13 protein-coding genes and 1 tRNA gene are annotated in these 18970 nt (G+C 62.2%); 6 read left to right on the top strand and 8 right to left on the bottom strand.

Features of this window, described 5'->3' with window-relative positions:
• Positions 1-49: 49 nt before the first annotated feature.
• Together IB265_RS24355 and IB265_RS24350 are read left to right on the top strand one after the other, a co-directional pair.
• Positions 50-126 (top strand) — tRNA-Met (locus IB265_RS24355).
• Between the two features lie 402 nt (positions 127-528).
• Positions 529-1623: a sensor histidine kinase gene (locus IB265_RS24350; RefSeq protein ID WP_057254482.1), complete on the top strand. Its 1095-nt coding sequence runs from the start codon at positions 529-531 to the stop codon at positions 1621-1623.
• A 110-nt stretch (positions 1624-1733) separates the two neighbouring features.
• On the opposite strand, the gene IB265_RS24345 is transcribed toward IB265_RS24350, so the two are convergent.
• Positions 1734-2714, bottom strand: coding sequence for a DUF2950 domain-containing protein (locus IB265_RS24345; protein WP_057254484.1), 981 nt, complete (start codon positions 2712-2714; stop codon positions 1734-1736).
• A 21-nt stretch (positions 2715-2735) separates the two neighbouring features.
• Positions 2736-4112 (bottom strand): DUF3300 domain-containing protein, encoded by a 1377-nt coding sequence (locus IB265_RS24340; protein WP_057254487.1) that lies wholly within the window; start codon positions 4110-4112, stop codon positions 2736-2738.
• 358 nt (positions 4113-4470) lie between these two features.
• Here IB265_RS24340 and IB265_RS24335 point away from each other — a divergent pair, with 358 nt between their 5' ends.
• On the top strand, positions 4471-5607 hold the full coding sequence (locus IB265_RS24335) for an AI-2E family transporter (protein ID WP_057254489.1): 1137 nt from the start codon (positions 4471-4473) through the stop codon (positions 5605-5607).
• A gap of 12 nt (positions 5608-5619) precedes the next feature.
• On the opposite strand, the gene IB265_RS24330 is transcribed toward IB265_RS24335, so the two are convergent.
• Together IB265_RS24330 and IB265_RS24325 are read right to left on the bottom strand one after the other, a co-directional pair.
• Positions 5620-7386, bottom strand: a complete 1767-nt coding sequence (locus IB265_RS24330; RefSeq protein ID WP_192495210.1) for a hypothetical protein — start codon at positions 7384-7386, stop codon at positions 5620-5622.
• 177 nt (positions 7387-7563) lie between these two features.
• A complete protein-coding gene (locus IB265_RS24325) occupies positions 7564-9561 on the bottom strand; it encodes a bifunctional diguanylate cyclase/phosphodiesterase (protein WP_057254493.1) in 1998 nt (665 codons plus the stop codon).
• Between the two features lie 312 nt (positions 9562-9873).
• On the opposite strand from IB265_RS24325, the gene IB265_RS24320 reads away from it, so the two are divergent.
• Positions 9874-10917, top strand: a complete 1044-nt coding sequence (locus IB265_RS24320) for a class I SAM-dependent methyltransferase (RefSeq protein ID WP_057254494.1) — start codon at positions 9874-9876, stop codon at positions 10915-10917.
• Positions 10918-11018: 101 nt separating this feature from the next.
• On the opposite strand, the gene IB265_RS24315 is transcribed toward IB265_RS24320, so the two are convergent.
• A complete protein-coding gene (locus tag IB265_RS24315) occupies positions 11019-11618 on the bottom strand; it encodes a TetR/AcrR family transcriptional regulator (RefSeq protein WP_057254495.1) in 600 nt (199 codons plus the stop codon).
• Positions 11619-11895: 277 nt separating this feature from the next.
• Here IB265_RS24315 and IB265_RS24310 point away from each other — a divergent pair, with 277 nt between their 5' ends.
• Together IB265_RS24310 and IB265_RS24305 are read left to right on the top strand one after the other, a co-directional pair.
• Complete coding sequence (locus IB265_RS24310) at positions 11896-13059, top strand: efflux RND transporter periplasmic adaptor subunit (RefSeq protein WP_162261329.1); 1164 nt, start codon at positions 11896-11898, stop codon at positions 13057-13059.
• Positions 13056-16154, top strand: coding sequence for an efflux RND transporter permease subunit (locus IB265_RS24305; RefSeq protein ID WP_057254497.1), 3099 nt, complete (start codon positions 13056-13058; stop codon positions 16152-16154). The genes IB265_RS24310 and IB265_RS24305 overlap by 4 nt, the downstream gene beginning before the upstream one ends.
• Before the next feature lie 80 nt (positions 16155-16234).
• Here IB265_RS24305 and IB265_RS24300 read toward each other — a convergent pair whose 3' ends face one another.
• From IB265_RS24300 to IB265_RS24290, 3 genes are read right to left on the bottom strand one after another with little or no spacing between them, the layout of a single operon-like run.
• Positions 16235-16993: an ABC transporter ATP-binding protein gene (locus IB265_RS24300; RefSeq protein WP_057254498.1), complete on the bottom strand. Its 759-nt coding sequence runs from the start codon at positions 16991-16993 to the stop codon at positions 16235-16237.
• Positions 16990-17958, bottom strand: coding sequence for an iron chelate uptake ABC transporter family permease subunit (locus IB265_RS24295; protein ID WP_057254499.1), 969 nt, complete (start codon positions 17956-17958; stop codon positions 16990-16992). The genes IB265_RS24300 and IB265_RS24295 overlap by 4 nt, the downstream gene beginning before the upstream one ends.
• Positions 17948-18892 (bottom strand): ABC transporter permease, encoded by a 945-nt coding sequence (locus tag IB265_RS24290; RefSeq protein ID WP_057254811.1) that lies wholly within the window; start codon positions 18890-18892, stop codon positions 17948-17950. Before IB265_RS24290 ends, IB265_RS24295 begins: the two co-directional genes overlap by 11 nt.
• Between the last annotated feature and the right edge of the window lie 78 nt (positions 18893-18970).

Genomic DNA, 18970 nt, shown 5'->3' with positions numbered 1-18970 from the left:
GCAAAACCCGGAAAGAGCGGATAAATCCCATAGGGATTTACCGCGATGGCGCGGGGTGGAGCAGCCCGGTAGCTCGTCAGGCTCATAACCTGAAGGCCGCAGGTTCAAATCCTGCCCCCGCAACCAAACATCCAAAAAGCCCGCAGGACACAAACGTCCGCGGGCTTTTTGACGTTCTAGGCACAGCCCTAGCCAATGCGTCGGTCCACCCTCCGGACCACGACGGAAGACGGCAAGGCAGACCAGCTTCTCAAAATTACCCGTCGAAATCCCAATCCTCCAAGGCCAGCCAAGTGCGGGTCTCCTCGATGATCTCGTTCGACAGGCGGATCGTCGGCAGTACATCAGCGCCCCCAACGACCGATCGGTCTCCCCTCCCGACGCAATCTTGGCGCGGTTGAGAACGGTGAGTAAACCTTTTAGTTGCTAAATTTCTTTGTTTGCCCTTTCAAATAACCCAAACCGGGCGCAGCCAGGCGGTCACGTCGCCCGAACAAAGCCACCTGAAACCAGCGTGATAGAGTTTGCATGAAACACATCACCATTCCGACCGACAGCTTCCTGGATGGCCGTCGATTTCCCGCAACGACCCTGCGCCTGGCTTTGATCTATGCAGCCGCCGAATTGCTGATCAGTAGTCCGATCTGGCTCACAATCGGTGACAATCCCCTTAAGCCGTTCGTTGGCAAGCTTGTCCTTGAAGCGGTCTTTGTCGTTCTGGCCATTCTGTTTGCGCATCTGCTCAGCCGCATGAGAAGGCAGCGGTATGCCACGCAAATTTTCGTGTGCCTGCTGCTTTCCCTGGTCAGCTCCCTCGGTATGTCGCTGCTGGACTACTACCTCTACACGCTGATCATGTCGCCCGTCGTCGCGCCGTTCAACATCATGGATTACGGCTACGCGGTCTGTTACCGCATGTCGATCTTCTTTGGCTGGTCGTTTCTCTTCGTGGCGTTGCTCAATCACATGGAGGTCCGCGATCGGGATTTGAAACTGATTGCCTCGCGCGAAGAGGCGCTGGCGGCGCAGATGCGTGCCTTGCAATATCAGATAAACCCGCATTTCCTCTTCAATACGCTCAACTCCATCACCGGCCTGGTGGAGGAGGGGGCATCGCAGCGGGCCGAGCGGATGATCATGTCGCTCTCGGGGTTTCTGCGGTCGACGCTGCAGCTCGATCCGATGCGCGAATTACGGCTTGCGGACGAAATGGCTCTGCAGAAAGAGTATCTCGATATCGAGAAGGAGCGGTTTTCGGATCGAATGGTCGTTCGTATCGACATCCCTCCCGAACTCGAGGGTGCCATGGTTCCAAGCCTGATCCTGCAGCCGTTGGTCGAGAACGCGGTGAAGCACGGCGTCGGCCGTTCGATCGGCGAGGTCGAAATTCACATCCGGGCGGCTCGGGTTGGAGGGACGCTCAATCTGTCCGTCGAAAACGACGTTGCCACGTCCGCTTCCGGCAAGGCGGGCGAGGGCCTCGGCATTGGACTTGCCAATGTCGCTCATCGAGTCAGGACGCATTTTCCGGAAGGTGCATCGTTGACCGCCGGTCATGTCGGGCCGACGCGCTATCGCGTTTCGCTGCACATGCCGCTGAGATTTGCACAAGTTGACGCATAGGTGGTCGAAACCGTCAGAAGACCTCGGCAACCGATGTCGTCGATCCGTTCGCCCATTCAGGCCGGGGGGGAAATCCGGCCCGACAGGAGATCGTCAACTGAGATCGGCGCTCAATCGGGCACCACGTCCCATTTGTCATCGGGATCGAAACGATCGATGAAGGGCACGATCTGCTCGGTGCTCGGCCCGAGGTCCCGCTCGTAGACGATGCCCTGCTGGTTGACGACGAAGGTCTTGACGCCGGTCTCGGCATAACTGACTGGCCAGGCGATCAAGGCGAAACCGCCGATCATGTTGCCGTTGATGACATAGTCATATCGCCCGCCGGCAATGTTATCGCCTTGCGAGGTCACGATGCGGAAGCGGTAGCCGAAGTAGCCTTGGCCGGCCTTGGCCTTTTCCAAGGCTGCCTCGCTGATCGCGTCGCCGACCGGGCTTTCGCCATCGCCCTGATCGGCCGGCCAGTAGAGCCCGTCCGTCTGGCCAGGTGTACTGATCAGCTTCTGGGCATATTCGAGCACGCCATCGGCGTCGCGATCCTGCGAGGCGTATTCCTTCTGCGCATCGACATAGGCCTGTACCGTATCGATTGCCTCGAGCTCGTTCTCGCCGACGCGGCGATTGACGATCTCCTCAAGCCCGACATAGGTGTCGAAAGCCCATTTGCCGTCCTCGCCCTTGGTGATCGGGAAGGGCAGGGGCCAGAGCCGATCGCCGAGCTGGATGATCTTGCGCCCTTCGAGATCGCGGACGACGACGTTGCGGGCGGCACCTTCGCGAATGAGCGCAAAGGTATCCATCGCCCCTTCACCGGCCTTCAGCTTCTCCGCATTGAGCCCCAGAAGCTTTGCCAGACCGTCGAAATCGTTGGCGGCGAGCTTCGCCTTGAAGTCGTCGACCGCCTTGGCGGGATCATCGAAGATCGGCGGATCCTCGTCGGCCGCATAGGCATCGAGGCCTGCGGCCATTTGATCCGTTGGCGCCTGTTCCGCCGGCGTCTGTGTCTGCGAGAAAGACGCGTTGAGTGGCACGGCGGCCAGCGTGAGGGCGATCGCCGTTCCGAGGAGAAACGGATGAAAGAGTTTTGCCATGGTCGTTCTCCTATGATCCGTTCAACGCCTGCGTCCGCCGCCGCCGCCGCGACCACCGCCGCCGCGGTGCATTGGCGGCCTGCCGCCGCCGCGGCTCATCTGTGGCCGCCCGCCGCCGCGGTGGCCACCGCCCATGCTCTGACCGCCGCGGCGTGACGAGTTGATTTCACGCCGCCCGGGATTGACGTTGCCGAGGCCCGACGGCCTGTTCGGTCGGTTCTGCGCCTTGGCGGCCATCTTCTTCTTGCCGCCCTGACGGTTCACTTGCGAAGGCTTGTTGCCGCCAGGGCGGTTGAGGCTCGGCTTGCCGTCGCCGGGCCGCGCTTTCGCAACCCCCTGCCCGCCACCACCGGGCCGCGCTGCCGGCCTCTGCTGGGCCTTCAGCCCATCGAGCGTGCTCTTGCGCACGTCCCGGATCTGACCGCCGCCACCACCGCCGGGCCGCGCGTTCGGCCGATCGCGGTTGATCTCAGCGGCGCGGTTGCGCAGGTTGTTGTTGCCGTTTGCCTTGATGTTGTTCTTGATGCTGTTTCGGTCGAAATGCTGAAGCTGGTCGCGGTCGAAGTTGATCTTGCTGCGATCGACATTCTTCCAGTCGATGTCGTTCCACTTCACCTTGCCGTTGATGTTGTTGAAGCAGTTGTTGCAGTCGATGTCCATGTCGCCGCCGTTCCAGCGGCCGCCCCAGACGCCCCAATCGTCCCAGTCGACGATCGCCGCGAAGGCAGCCCCAGTCACCGCGCCGGCGAAGAAGGCCGCCCCCGGATACCAATAGGCCGGATAGGGTTCTTCATAGTAGCCGATCGGCGCCGGTGCATAATTCGGCTCGTACAGCATCTCCGGCGGATACTGCGGAACGTAGATCGTTTCGGGGTTGGCTGCCTGGATGATGACGTTGTCGCCTTCCTGGACCACCTTCACCTTGTCGTCGCTCTTGATGATGTTCTTGGCGACGGCCTCGTCGCGCAACTGCTGTATCGCGATCAGCACATCTTTCTGCTGATTGGCGATCGCGTCGCCGAAAGCCTGCGTCCACTCGAGGTCTTCGCTCATCATCTTGACGATCTGGGGATAGTTGAGCAGCGAAATGACGCTACCGTCCCAATCGTCCTTTGGCTTCATGTCGGGTTTCTTCTGGCGAGCCTCCAGAAACCGTTCTGCCTCGACTATCTGCAGCGGATAGAGCGCGGCAGCGGAAATAAGCGCCACCAGCTCGTCCGGATAGAGCGCGATGCGCGCGACCAGAACTTCGAGTTCGTCGTCGCTGAGTGGTTCCGGCGCTGTCTGCTGCTCAGCGGCTGGCGCACTCGCTGTCTGCTGGGCCATGACGGCCGTGATGGGCGTTGAAACCAGTATCGTCACTGCGCTGCCGAGCGCGATGATCGTTTTCCGGATCATCTATCCAGCCTCCCTTTGTTGGCTGAGGCGCGCGGGCGCTTGGACAAGCGCGCGTGACAGCCCCCTGTCGACGCTTCTGCTGCAACCAGAGCTTGATGCTGTCGCAGCTTATATTTCTACTGCCGTCTGTCACAGGTATCTCTAGGGGAGGCTAGCCGATGGGGAAGCCCGAATGACGTATGCTACTGTATGTTACTGCCTATCGGCCATCGCCAGCGTACGATCCGCATGACTGTTGCACGAGGGACGGTATGCTGCCTGTCTGGGACAGGTCCAGCCATACTGGATTCAGTGACACGCGGGCCCCGAGAAGCCGCAGCGGCGCATTGATTTGCCACATCAAGGGTGAGGGGCGAGAATGGTTGATGATCCTTCCCGAACGGGCGCGGTTCGCGATGGGCCAACCGGTCCCCCGTCCTTCGAGGCGAAGATCACCGATATCGCCAGGATCGGCATCGTCGGGCTTTTTGCCTATTGGTCCCTGACGCTGATTGCGCCATTCGCCATCATTCTCATCTGGGCGGCCATCCTTGCCGTGGCGCTCTACCCGGCCTATGCCCGACTTGGCCGCCTTCTCGGCTCGCGGCGATTGGCTTCATTTCTCATCACGCTGACCTGTCTGGCCGTCATCGTCGCCCCGTTGACCGCGATTGCGGTCAGCTTTGCCGAAGGGCTCCAGGCGCTGCTCGCAAAACTTGCCGACGGTTCGCTCAGAGTGCCGGTACCACCGGAATATGTTCGCGAGTGGCCGATCGTCGGTGAACGGGTTCATGCCGCCTGGAGCATGGCATCGGATAATTTCGAAGCTCTCCTGAGCAAGCTCGAACCTTCGCTGGTGCAGGCGGGCAGCAAGGCGCTCGGCAAAATTGCGAGCATCGGCGCCGAGGTGCTGAGCTTCGTGGTGTCCGTCTTGGTGGCCGGCTTTCTTTTCGGCTCCGGCGAACGGCTGGCGGAGATGGCGCAACGTTTCTCCGGCAGGATCGGTGGTGACAGGGGCATCGGCTTCCTGCGTCTGGCGGCAGCGACGATCCGCAACGTGGCACGCGGGGTCATCGGCGTCGCGTTGCTGCAGGCCTTTCTCTGTGCCTTGGTGCTCGGCCTGTTCCATGTTCCGGCGCCGGGTGCGATCGCATTCGTCGTGCTTGTTCTCTGCATCATCCAGATCGGGCCCGCGCTGGTCCTGCTTCCGGTGATCATCTGGGCCTGGGTGACGATGGATTTCGGTCCAGCGCTGCTTATGACCATTCTGCTGGTCCCGCTCTTCGTCATCGACAATGTGATGAAGCCGATCCTGGTGGCTCGCGGACTTTCGACGCCGACGCTGGTCATCCTGCTCGGGGTGCTCGGCGGCACGCTTTCCTACGGGCTGATCGGCCTCTTCCTGGGCCCCATCGTCCTCAGTGTGGTCCACGATCTGCTGATGGTCTGGATGCAGGGGGGCACCGTACGCGAAAAACCCCAATCCGACGCATCGCAATCGCCGCGGCCGGTTTGAGCCGCGCCTTGGTCAGTGGATCGAACTGTCTGTGCGTGCCTGTTCGAATTCGGTTTCGGGAATCGGCACGCCCGCCTTGCGCAAGCCATCAACAAGCTGTTGCCGATCCTGCGGACGGCGCAGCCTCAGAGCGACCTCCTGTGGGATACCTTCAAGCAGGCCTGGCAGGTTGGTTTCGATCCACTTCCTTTCTTCCTGCGCCTGTGCATCTTTGCCAAGCTTGCCCAGCGTGGCCAGAAGCATGACGCGGGAGAACGGATGGGTGCGAAGATCGGCCATGCGCGCCCATCGCTCGGCGGTGACATAGTCGCCCCCGAAGTAGGAGCAGACCGAAAGCGCTCTTTCGAAATAGCGGGCGGGACCAAAGTTGCGGGCGACGCTTTCCGACAGCAGCTTGCAGCCGGAATCCCATTGGCCTGAAAGCGCCAGCCGGAACCCGTATTCGCCGGCGAGCTCGGCGTCGTTGGGATTGATCGCAAGTGCGCGCGCGCCGACGGCCAGGGCAGCATCGACATCGCCGCGGAAGAACAGGGCAAGCATTCGCGCCTCAAGGGCGCGCACGTCCTGGGGATCCAGTTCCACAGCACGGGCTGCAGCTTCGGTTGCCCGCTCCAGCGTTACCGAGGAGGAGCGATCGAGACGATCCTGGAAGGCGTCGATATAGGACATCGACAGCAAGGCCCAGGCCGTCGCGTAGGTTGGCACCTGTCGCGTCGCCTGTTGCAGACATTCCTGCACCCCGGCTTGGCCTTGCGCACCGACGTCGCCGCGATGGCCGTAATAGCTCAAGGTGCAGGCATAAGCTTGCCAGTCATCGGGAACCGACTGTTTGAACGCCGTGGCGTTTGCCTGGAAAATGGCACCATAGGGCTGTGCCACGGCGCCAGCCACAGCGGCGGCCGCCTTCACCTGCAGGTCGATAGTCTTGCCGGTTTCCAGACGCTCGTCGTAGGCATTCGTCCATACCACCGATCCATCGGACCGCTGGATGAGTCTCGCCACGAGCCGCAGTCTTTCGCCGTCGAACCGGACCCGACCCTCCAGGGCAAAGACCGGACCACCCTGCGGCGAGGCATCGGGCCCTTCACGGGTGGTGACGGTGATCTCCTTGAACTTGGCGATGTTGCCGACGACCTCGTCAGTGAGCCCGCGGGCCATCATCGCCGATTGGGAGGTTCCTGACAGGTCTTCAAATGGTGTGACGACGAGCTTCGGGATCGTCGGCTGCAGGCGAACGATCGATTTGTCATCCTCGTGAAGGAGGAGCGCCCCGGCTGCCAGGCCGCCACCGACGCAGACCATGGCTGCCGCCGTGAGCCAGGCTCCTCGCCGGGTGCGTAGCGTGGCTGGTTTTTGTGCGGCACTTTCCTTGGCTTCCGTGTGCGACGGGAGCCACGCATCGATGCGCCGTTCGAAAGTTGGCACGTAAGCGCCCTTGGGGATGCTGATGACGATCGGATCGGTTCGCCCGGCAACGAGGTAGTAGCGTTCGAGCGCCCGGCGAATGCGGCCGGCTTCGATCCGCACCGCCGGATCCGTCTGCGGGTCGAAAGAGGAATCCCGGCCGAAGACCTCGGTTGCAATCGAATAGGCCTTTATGCGATCTCCTCGGCCCGCAATCGTTTCCTCGATGACATAGGTCAGGAATTTGCGATCACGCTCCGGCGCATCGAACTCGGCGCTGCGGCGAATTCGATCGAGTTGTGCCAGAATTTCCGCGTCGGTGGGTGGGGCAACTGCCGACTTGACCCGGCTGTCCTGCCGACTTTCCATGGTCATGCACGCTCCCATGGTCACAATGTGAGATTGTATCCGGCGGCACTGTAAGCTCCGGTATACTACGTCTCCACCCGGTCGAAGCGCAACATGTATTCGCGGGCTATGTTAAGGTTGTGTTTTGGCTGAAGCCGGCTCCGAAGCGCGCACTATGCGCTTCCGGATCGAGCGTGGGCCCGGCTAGGATCGGGCGCCGTTTCGCAGCGGCATGCGCGGCTTGTCCGGTGGCGTACGGAAAGTCTCTGCCGGCGCAGGGCGGCCGACGTGGAAGCCCTGGACCTGGTCGATCCGGAAGCGCCGCATCAGCGCCAGTTGCTCGTCGGTCTCTACGCCTTCGATCAGGATCTTGTGGCCGCGGTTTCGCACCAGCCCGATGATGTCCTGCAGCATGGCGCGCCCCTTGGGGGTATTGCAATCGTGCAGGAACGACCGGTCGATCTTTACGGTATCGAATTCGATCAGGCGCAGCCAGGAGAGGCCGGCAAAGCCCGTGCCGAAGTCATCCAGCCATATCCTGATGCCCAGCGTTTCGAGGTCGCTGATGCAGCGCAGGATGCCCGAATGCATCTCCATTTCGAGCCCTTCGGTGATCTCGAAGGCAAGACGGCTGCCGGCCACGCCGGTCTCTCCGAGGATCGCGGCGACCGAGGTTGCAAAGCCCGGAGTCTTCAGCTGGATCGGTGAGACGTTGACGCTGACGAGCGGGATATGGTTGTCGACGAGAAGTTCGCGGCAGACGGTCTTGATCGCCCAGCGACCGAGGTCGAGAATTGCGCCGGTTCGCTCGGCAACCGGAATGAAAAGGCTCGGCGGAACCGACGTGCCGTCCAGCATCGTCAGCCGCATCAGGGCCTCGACGGCCTCGACCTCACCGGTCATCACGTTCCTGATCGGCTGGTAGACGAGCGATACCAGGTTCTGATCGACCGCGATCTTCAGAAGCGCGGCAATGTTCTCGCTTTCGTCGCTGCTTTGCGGGTCGTTCGGGTCGAACAGCTTCGCGCAGTTTCGGCCGCTCGCCTTGGCGGCATAGAGCGCACGGTCGGCTTCGTGGATGATCTTCTCGAGCTTGGCGCCGGTCTGATTGCGCGTGAAGGCGGCACCGACGCTGACGGTGACGATGGAGACGCCATCGCGGCGCTGCTCATGCACTAGCCGCATGTTCTCGACGGTACGGCAGATCACCTCGGCCAGCTCGGCTGCCTGCTCCAGAGTGTCCAGGCGGGCAAGAACGATGAACTCCTCGCCGCCATAGCGACCGATGGAACCGTTATAGTCCTTGATCGCCTCGCCGAGCGCATTGGCCACCAGAACGAGGCAGCGGTCGCCCTCCTGATGGCCGTAGCAGTCATTGTATTTCTTGAAGAAATCAACGTCGATCAGCATAGCGGCAAAGCTTTTTCCGAGCTTCTGCCAATCGTTCCAATAGTCGCGCAGCTGCTGGTCGATGGCGCGGCGGTTGTCCAGACCGGTCAGGGGATCGGTGTTGGATAGCCGCAGCAGCGCCATTCCTCGTTCCGAGGCTTCGTTCTGCTGGATCTTCGCCTCGAAGGCGTTGAGGAACACCTTGTAGCGCTCGCGGTTGAGCTTCCAGTTTACATAGGAGGTGAAGATGAAGCAGGAGACGTAAAAGGTCCCGAAGGCGATCAGATAGGCAGGATCTTGCTCGGAGAAGAACGAGAGAGCGATGAAGAACGTCGTCAACACGATCCCGGAGGCGACGACCGAGAGGCGGAAGCGGAAACTGAAGAAGAGATTGGCGCCCATCATGAAGATCGCGCCGAAGATCATGTAGTAGGACATGCTGCCGACGTCGGCCGTCATCATCGCAGGCACGAGCCAGCCGATGTAGCCGAAGACCAGTGCAGCGGCGCAGGTGCCGTCGAGCCACTTGGTTCGGGCCTTGATGCGATACAGGATCTCGAAGGTCAAAAGCGCGCCGATGCCGACGACGAGGCGCGCGAGTATCGTATTGAAGGCGACATCAGGGACCAGCAGAATGTCGATCGCGAAAAACGACAGATAGACGGCAACCGCGACCCAGAGGCCCTGCCTCGTCGCCGCACGCCGGCCAGCCTCGCCCTCCATTCGATAGAGTGTCTGAAGCTCAGCCAAATGCGGCCTGTGCGGCTGCTTATGTAGGTCGATGTCAACTACGTCGGCCAACGTGTGCTTCATGCACTGATCCATCGCGCTGCGTCACGGTCAACGGAAATCTGTCGTCGCTTTTCCATCAATGGACGTTGTTTCGGACACTCCATGCTTGCCCCCCACTTTACGCCTGCAACAGGGACGAGTGGTGCGGGTGGGATGATAGGAGGTGTCCATTAAGTTTTGTTAAATTAAAGGGCCGGAACGCCTAGGATTAGGCGTAACCCAAAGGGAGGAAGCACGAGAATTTACCTTATTATATACAAAAACTTGCAAACCGAGCCGTAATGCGCGCATCTTCGCGACCATTGTTAACAAAGCATTAACGGATGGTCTCGCGTGCGCCAATTTCAGACGGTTTTCGATGGTCAAAGCCTGATTACTCCCAAGGCGATGGCTGATGAGTTCGTTTCGCCCAGGGGCGAGCGGCACGACGAACAGCTCACGGTCGGCAGGGCCGAGCTCGCAGTGATTCTCAGGATTGCCCAGGAGCAGTTCCTGCAGGGAACGGACCCGGCGAAGATTATCGACCGGCTTGCAGCCGCTCTCCATGAAACCAGGGCCAAGTTCCACCCGAACGTCTGGCAGGAACTGATACCGATCGCCCAGGCACACCCGGTGTCGGAATATTTCCTCCAGGACCCGTTCACCCGATGGTCCTCCGAAAAGCCCAGGGGCTACTCGGGCGACGCGCAGTTGCTTGACTTCATCTATGGTCATGCAAGCGTTGCCAAGGAGATCGAGCGGGCATCGCCCACCGGGCGAGCGCTCTATGACTACACCAAGGACGCGTCCTCCTCGGTTGCGGTGCGCGAGCGTCGCGACCTCCTGACCCGTCACGTCGACGAGATCGCGGCCAGCCGCGGTTCGCAGGCGGAAATTCTGACGATTGCAGCCGGCCACTTGCGCGAGGCCAATCGCTCGGTGGCGCTTGAGGAGCGTCGGATCAAGCGCTGGGTGGCGCTCGACCAGGACCCGCTCAGCGTCGGTTCGATCAGCCGCGACTTCGCCGGAACCTGCATCGAAGGCGTTGATGGCTCCGTCCGCAGCCTGCTTGGCCGCGATCAGAAGCTCGGCAAGTTCGACTTCATCTATGCTGCCGGCCTCTATGACTATCTTGCCGACAAGGTGGCCATCAAGCTGACCCACCGCTGCCTGCAGATGCTGAAGCCGAATGGTGTCTTCCTGTTTGCCAACTTCGCCCAGGATATCGGCGTTGACGGTTACATGGAGACCTTCATGAACTGGGCACTGCTGCTGCGTTCGGAGGCGGACATGTGGAACATCATCCACAAGAGCGCGGGCAAAGCTGCCGTCGATGCGCGCGTCCAGTTCGGTGCCAACCGGAACATCGTCTACGGCATCATCCAGAAGCATTCCTGATATTGCTTCCGTCTTGAGGGAACCTCCGGCGAAAGCTGGTGGGCCTGAAATCAACGACCGCGGCGAGAGAATGCTCGCTGCGGTCATTCCGTTCGAAGGCGTCAGCCCTGCGGGCGCAGAAACCGGGTCAGGAGAAGCCGCAGCATCGTGCCTTCGTGCTTCGGCTTGAAGCCGGGGTCGATAGCGACCCGGCTGAAGATGCCGTCGATGATTGCGGCAATCCATCGGGCAGCACCGTCCGCATCCACAGTCCGATCGATCTGATTTAGGCTAGCCGCACCCCGAAGCAGCGCTGCAAGGGCTCCCTGAAGCTCTGCGTCATTGGCGGCGGCGAGCGTACCGATCCGTTCGTCACGCATCGCTTCAGCGGCGATTTCGAGCGCGAGGCTCGAATAGGTCGGGTCGCCCGCAAGCTCGAGAACGGTGTCCATGAAACCGAGCAGAGCAGCAAAGAGGTCTTCGGCTTCACCCAATTTGCGGAAGATCTCCGCCGTTTCTTGACGTTCCTCCTCCACGATCGCCGCGATAATGGTGTGCTTGGTCGGAAAATAATGGAAGAGATTGCCCGGGCTCATGCCTGCCTCGGCACAGATTTCGGCAGTCGACGTGCCGTGGAAGCCCTTGCGCGCAAAACAGGTGATTGCCGCATCGAGGATCAGTCGACGTTTGGCGGCGTGTTTCTCGGGGTCGACCTTGCGCATCGCCAATTCTCCTTGCAGGGCAATCTCATTATTAGAGCGAGCACTCTAATTTCGTGGGGTGGTGCGCCGGTGTCAAGGTCGCCAGCCGACAGGAACTCCGCCATCTTCCCGCAATGATAGTATGTAATCTGCCCTACAATTGTCGCGTTTGATGGATCAAATTATTAGATTGACTAATCTAATAATTATTCGATGCAGATTGCCCGATCTCGAGGCCGGCAGCTTGGAGCGCCCGTGTTTGCGATCCGACTGGCCTCACCAATGGAAAGCCAATGAAATGAGACGTACAGTTGAGTTGAAAGTCATGCTTGCTGCGCTCATTGCGCTCGCCATGACGGGTGGTGTGGCGCACGCCTCCGGGGAGGCGGCCGCGTCCGTTCCTGTCGATAGCGCGGCTATCAGCCGTACGGTGTCGACACTCGTGGCCGACAGCCGCCCGCAGGAGTGGACCCGGTCCTTCGCCGGCATCTTCGTCGCTCGCGAGGAGATTGCGGTCGGCACGACCTTGACCGATCAGCGTATCGCCAAAGTCGAAGTCGAGATCGGCGACCGGGTTGCGGCCGGGCAGGTGATTGCCCGGCTCGAGACCGACATGCTGGAAAACCTTCTGCGCGAGGCGGAGGGCCGGGTGGCCCGTGCGGGTGCCACGATGGCGCGGGAGGCGGAAACGGTCACGCAGGAGCAGAGGAAGCTCGCCCGGGCCCGGCAATTGCGCCACCTTCAGGCCGAAACCATTCTCGAGGAGCGTGTCTCTGCGCTTGCGATCGCCGAACAGGCGGTGAAGGTCGCACGGGCCGACTACGAACAGGCGGAAGCACTCGAGGCCGAGGCACGCCGTAAACTCGAACGCGCCGTGATCGTGGCTCCCGCCGCAGGCATCGTCTCCGAGCGGCTCGCCCGTGCCGGTGCGCTTGCGGGCTCTGACCCGCTGGTCAAGCTGATCCGCGAGGGCGAGATCGAGTTTGCGGCCGAAGTTCCGGAAACGGAACTGCCGCTACTTGCCGTCGGCCAGGTCGTCAAGGTCAAGCTCTCCGGCCGCAGTGACTGGATCGAGGGCAAAGTGCGCGTGATCAATCCGAAGATCGACCGCGAAACCCGGCTCGGAACCGCGCAGGTCACGCTGAATACCAGCAAGCCGCCCTTTGCCGGCACCTTCGGCCGGGCGGAGATCGTGGTGGCCGAACGCAAGGCGATCATGGTCGACGATTCCGCGCTGCTTTACGGGGCTCCCGACGGCACGGTTTCGGTCTTCGTCGTCGATGCGGGCAAAGTGGCGCGCAAGACGGTTCAGCCGGGCATGCGCCAGGGTGGCAAGGTCGAGATCGTCTCCGGGCTTGCAGCCGGTGACCGGATTGTTCTCAAGGCCGGGGTGTCGCTGCGTGAAGGCGAAGCGGTCCTGGCGAAAGATGTCCAGCCGGCGCAGACGGGCAAGCAGCAATGACCAGCAACATTTCTGCCTGGGCGATCCGAAGGCCCGTTCCGACGATCGTTCTCTTCGTTGTCCTCACATTGATGGGCATCGCCTCGTTCCTGCGGCTGCCGGTCAACGCCAATCCGAGTGTGTCGTTTCCGGTCGTGACGGTGACGATCACGCAGCCGAGCGCCCAGCCGGCCGAAATGGAAACGCAGGTCACGCGCCGTGTCGAAGGCGTGGCCGCCGGCCTTGTCGGGGTCAGCCATATGCGCTCGACCATCACCAATGGCGTGTCGACGACCACGGTCGAATTCAAGATCGGCACCGATCCCGACCGTGCCGCCAACGACGTGCGCGAGGCCGTGGCGCAGATCCGCTCCGACCTGCCGCAGTCGATCCAGGAACCCATCGTCTCGCGCCTCGATGTGGATGGCAGCGCCATCGTCTATTACGCCGTACGCGCCCCCGACATGTCGCCCGTGGAGCTCTCCTGGTTCGTGGACGATACGATCAACAGCGAATTGCTGACGCTGCCCGGCGTGCAGAAGGTGCAGCGGCTCGGCGGCGTCAATCGCGAGGTCCGGGTATCGCTCGATCCCGAGCGTCTGCTGGCGGTTGGCGTGACGGCCGACCAGGTGAATACGGCACTGCGCGAGATCAACACCAATATCCCGAGCGGACGCGGGGAGATCGGCGGCCGCGAGCAGTCGATCCGCACGGTCGGCAGCGCCGGCTCGGTCGAGGAGCTCTCGCGCCTGTCGATCCCGCTGTCAGGTGGCCGCTGGGTGCAGCTCTCCGACATAGCGACGATCGAGGATACGTCGTCCGAGCCGCGCAACTTCGCGCGCGTCGACGGCGAGCCGGTCGTCAGCTTCTCGGTTTCGCGCAGCAAGGGATCGAGTGACACCGTCGTTGCCGACGCCGTTGCCGCGCGGTTGAAGGAGATCCGCGCACGTATGCCCGGCGTCGAATTCACGGAGCTGATCTCGCTCGTCGAATACACGCAAGAAAGCTACGACGCGGCTGTCACCGCCCTGATCGAAGGTGCGATCCTGACGGTCGTCGTTGTCTTCGCCTTCTTGCGCAACTGGCGAGCGACGCTGATTTCTGCACTTGCCATGCCGCTCTCCATCCTGCCGACCTTCGCGGTGATGGACCTGCTCGGCTTCACGCTCAACGGCATCAGCCTGCTGGCGCTGACGCTCGTCATCGGCATTCTCGTCGACGACGCGATCGTCGAGATCGAGAATATCGAACGCCACGTCGACATGGGCAAACGCCCGTTCATCGCGGCGATCGACGCGGCCGATGCGATCGGTCTTGCCATCGTCGCCACGACCCTGACGATCGTCGCGGTCTTTGCGCCGGTCAGCTTCATCGGCGGCGCCGTCGGGCAGTACTTCAAGCAGTTCGGCCTGACGGTCGCGATCGCCGTGCTGTTCTCGCTGGCGGTGGCACGCCTGCTGACGCCGTTGATGGCGGCCTACCTGCTGCGACCGAGGGGCGGCCATGGCCATGCCGGCAAGCCATCGCGTATCGCCAACGGCTATCGACGCTTGCTCGGTTGGACCCTGGATCATCGCAAGACGGCTTTGTCGCTGGTCGCGCTGATCTTCATCGGCTCGATCGGGCTCTTGACCATGCTGCCGACCGGCTTCCTACCGACGAGCGACAGCAACGTCTCGCAACTCAAGATCATCTTGCCCCCCGGCACGCGGCTCGAAGAAACCGCCCGCATTTCCGATGATCTGGTCGGCCAGATCAAGGCGCGGCCGGAGGTCGAAAACGTTCTGGCGACGGCGGAAAACCTCAACGAGGTCTCCCTGCGCATCAAGCTCAAGCCGCGCAAGGAGCGCGGGCTCGATCGCAAGTCCTTCGAGCTGTCGCTCCGCCCGCTGCTGGCTGCAACGCCCGATATCCAGGCAACGTTCTCGTCCGTCGAGGGAGCCAAGGATCTCTCGATCTATCTGACGAGTGACGATCCGGAAGCGCTGATGGCTTCGGTACGGCGTCTTGAAAAGGAGATGCGTGCGCTTCCGGGCTTGGTCAACGTCCAGTCCACCGAGCCGCTGCTTTCGCCGGAACTGCTGGTCAAGCCGCGCTTCGACGAGGCAGCAAGGCTCGGTGTCTCGGTGACCTCGATCGGCACCGTCGCCCGCATCGCCACGATGGGTGACAGCGAAAGCAATTCGGCGCGCTTCAACCTTGGCAACCGCCAGGTGCCGATCCGGGTCATGCTCGACCAGGCGGCCAGAGGTGACGTCGACACGCTACGCAATCTGAGGGTCGGCACGAATGCCGGCACGGTGGTGCCGCTGACCTCGGTCGCCGATATATCCTTCGGTGCGGAGGAAAGCAGCGTTGAACGTCTCGATCGCAAGCGTCTGATCGCCGTCGAGGCCAATCTCAACGGCATCACGCTCGGGACTGCGTTCGAGGCGATCTCGGCGCTACCGGCCATGACCGAACTGCCCCTGGGCGTGTCGCAGGCCAACTACGGCGAAGCCGAATATATGTCGGAGATGTTCCGCAACTTCGCGCTTGCACTGCTGGCCGGCATCCTGATGGTCGCGGCGGTTCTGGTGCTGCTCTTCAAGGACTTCCTGCAGCCGATTACCATCCTGGTGGCCCTGCCTCTGTCGATCGGCGGAGCGGCGCTCGCCATGCTGCTCTTCGGCGCTTCGCTCGATCTCTCGTCGACGATCGGCATCCTCATGCTGATGGGCATCGTCTGCAAGAACTCGATCCTGCTTGTCGACCATGCGATCGAGTGCCGCAACGAGGGTGCCGATCGGCGAACGGCCCTGCTGACGGCAGGCGTCACCCGCGCGCGACCGATCATCATGACGACCATCGCCATGGTGGCCGGCATGGTTCCCGCCGCGATCGGCGTCGGCGCCGATGCCGCCTTCCGGGCGCCGATGGCAATCGCGGTGATCGGAGGCCTGATCACCTCGACGATGCTGAGCCTCGTCTTCGTGCCCGTGATGTTCACCGTGATGGACGACATCAACACGAAGCTCGGCCGTCGGCTGAAGAGGCTCTCTTCGGTGACGGACGAGGATCATGCCGCGGATGCTGCGCGGATCGGCAAGGAGGGTGCGCGCGGCGTCGCCGGCTAGGGTGGCGAGCACAAGTGCTGGCTCAATCGATCAAGGCGCGTTGCACGGAATTTTCGTGCAGCGCGCTTTGCGTTCCCGACCTATTCGAAATAGTTGACCAGCCGCGTTTCGCCGACAGCGTGAACGCGGCAATCGACGTCGAAGATCGCCTGAAGGCGGGACGGCACGATCATGTCTTCCGGCGACCCCTCGAAGGCGAGGCGACCGGCCTGCATCGCGACGATGCGGTCGGAATAGGCGGAGGCGAAGTTGATGTCGTGCAGAACGACGACCACGGTCTTGTCGAAGTCGTCGGCGAGGCGCCGCAACAGCTTCATCGTCTCGACCGCATGCTTGATATCGAGATTGTTCAGCGGCTCGTCGAACAGCATGTAGTCGGTGTCCTGGCAGAGCACCATGGCAATGAAGGCGCGCTGACGCTGGCCGCCGGAGAGTTCGTCGAGAAAGCGGTTCTGATAGGGTTCAAGCCCGAGATAGGCGATCGAGCGCTCGATATGTTCGGCGTCGGCTGCCGTCAGCCGCCCCTTGGAATAGGGATAACGGCCAAAGGCGACGAGGTCGCGCACGCTGAGGCGGGCGGTGATGTGGTTGTCCTGGCGCATGATCGAGAGCCGCCGGGCAAGCACGTCGCCAGCCGTGCGGCTGACGTCGAGACCGTCGACCAGCACCTTGCCCGTATCCATCGGCATCAGCCGGCTGACGATCGACAGCAGCGTCGACTTGCCGGCACCGTTCGGACCGATGATCGAGGTCAGACCGCCAGCCGGCAGCGTCAGCGACACCCGGTCGACCACCGCATTGCCACCGTAGGATTTCGTCACCTCGTGGATTTCGATCATCGGGCGGAACCTCGAACCAGCAGGAAGATGAAGACAAGGCCACCGAAGAATTCGATGACGATGCTGAGCGTCGTGTTGAAGGAGAACAGCCGCTCGAGGATGACCTGGCCGCCGACGAGCGTGGCGATCGCGATGCAAACGGCGACCGGCAGCACGTAGCGGTGGCTGGCGGTCGGCGTCAGCTGCCGGGCGAGACTTGCGACCAGCAGGCCGAAGAATGTCACCGGCCCGACGAGCGCAGTCGAGACCGACACCAGCACGGCGATCAGCACCAGCAGAAGAGTGACGACGCGCTGATGATCGACGCCAAGGCCGATCGACGCTTCTCGGCCAAGCGAGAGCACGTCGAAGGTCGGCGAAAGGCGCCATAGAACGAAGGTCACGGCCAGGGTAGCGACGGCGGCAATGCCGAGCAGATTGGCATCGATGCTGTTGAAGCTTGCAAACAGCCTGTCCTGCAGTACTACGAACTCATTGGGATCGAGGATGCGCTGCAGGAAAGACGAAAGGCTGCGGAACAGGCCGCCGAGGATGACGCCGACCAGCATCAGAAGGTGCAGGCTGCGGCTGGCGCCGGAAAAAAGCGCCCGAAACAGCAGAAGCGAAAGGCCGACCATCACCGCCGTTTCGACAAGGAACTGCAGCCGCGGATCGACGCTGCCGGCGCCCGCAGCACCCAGGAAAAACACCATGATCGTCTGCAGCAACGTATACATGGCATCGAAGCCGATGATCGATGGCGTCAGGATGCGGTTACCGGAGATCGTCTGGAACAGGACCGTCGAGACGGCGATCGCATAGGCGACCAGCACCATGCCGAGCAGTTTCGTGCCGCGGAAAGAGAGAAGGAAGGACCAGCTCCCCTTGGCACCGATGGTCATGAAAGCGACCATCGACACGAGTGCAAGCACGGCCGAAGCAAGCAGGATGGTGGAGGGTGCGATCCTCTTGGCATCAGCCTGCATGGGAGCGCCTCGAAAGCAGGAGCTGGAGGAAGATCAGGCTGCCGATAACGCCCATGACGGTTCCCACGGGGATCTCGTAGGGAGCGATCAGGAGCCGCCCGACGATATCGCAGGCGAGCACCAGGCCGGCGCCGGAGACGGCGACTACGGGCAGCGTGCGCCTGAGATTGTCGCCCATGATCAGGCTGACGATGTTTGGAACCACGAGGCCGAGGAATGGGATCATGCCGACAGTGGCGACGATCGTTGCCGTAACCATGGAGACGATGGCGAGCCCGAGCGCTACGACCCTGTCGTAGTTGAGGCCGACATTGCGCGCGATCGCCTCGCCCATGCCGATGACGGTGAAGCGCGCGGCGGTCGCATAGGCGACGAGGGTGAGCGCGAGACCGATCCACAACAGCTCGTAGCGACGGCGCAGCACCACCGAGAAGTCACCCGACATCCAGGCGCCCATCGACTGCATCAGGTCGTAGCGATAGGCGATGAAGGTGGTGATGGCGTTGACGACGCCGCCGAGCATGAGGCCGATGAGCGGCACCATCAGGGCCGAACGCAAGGGAATGCGCCGCAGGATCTGCAGGAACAGGGCTGTGCCGGCAAGCGCTGTCAGCGCCGCGCAAACCATCTTGCCGGCGACCGGCAGGTTGGGGGCGATGAGCACGGCGAGCAGCATTCCGAGCGCGGCGGACTCGGCGGTGCCCGCCGTCGACGGTTCGACGAAGCGGTTGCGCGCCAGCATCTGCATGATCGTACCGGAGACCGCGAGGCCGGCGCCTGCGAGCATCAGCGCAAGCGTGCGCGGCAGGCGGCTCTCGACCACCAGGAACCAGCCACGCCCGTCGTCGGCTGCGGCAAGGCTGCCGACGCCCGTGAAGACGCTGACGGCGGCAAGCAGGAGGATGACGGGGATGGCAATCAGGGCCGGCTTCATCATTCGGGCCTGCTCTGCCTGTTGTTCGTTTTGACCACCGCCTGCATGTCCCTTGCCCGTTTGCGCTCGACGCTCTCG

The organism is Ensifer sp. ENS10 (assembly GCF_014852025.1).
GTDB lineage: Bacteria > Pseudomonadota > Alphaproteobacteria > Rhizobiales > Rhizobiaceae > Ensifer.
Note: the sequence above shows the minus strand (reverse complement) of the source record. Positions and strands in the feature narration are given on the sequence as shown.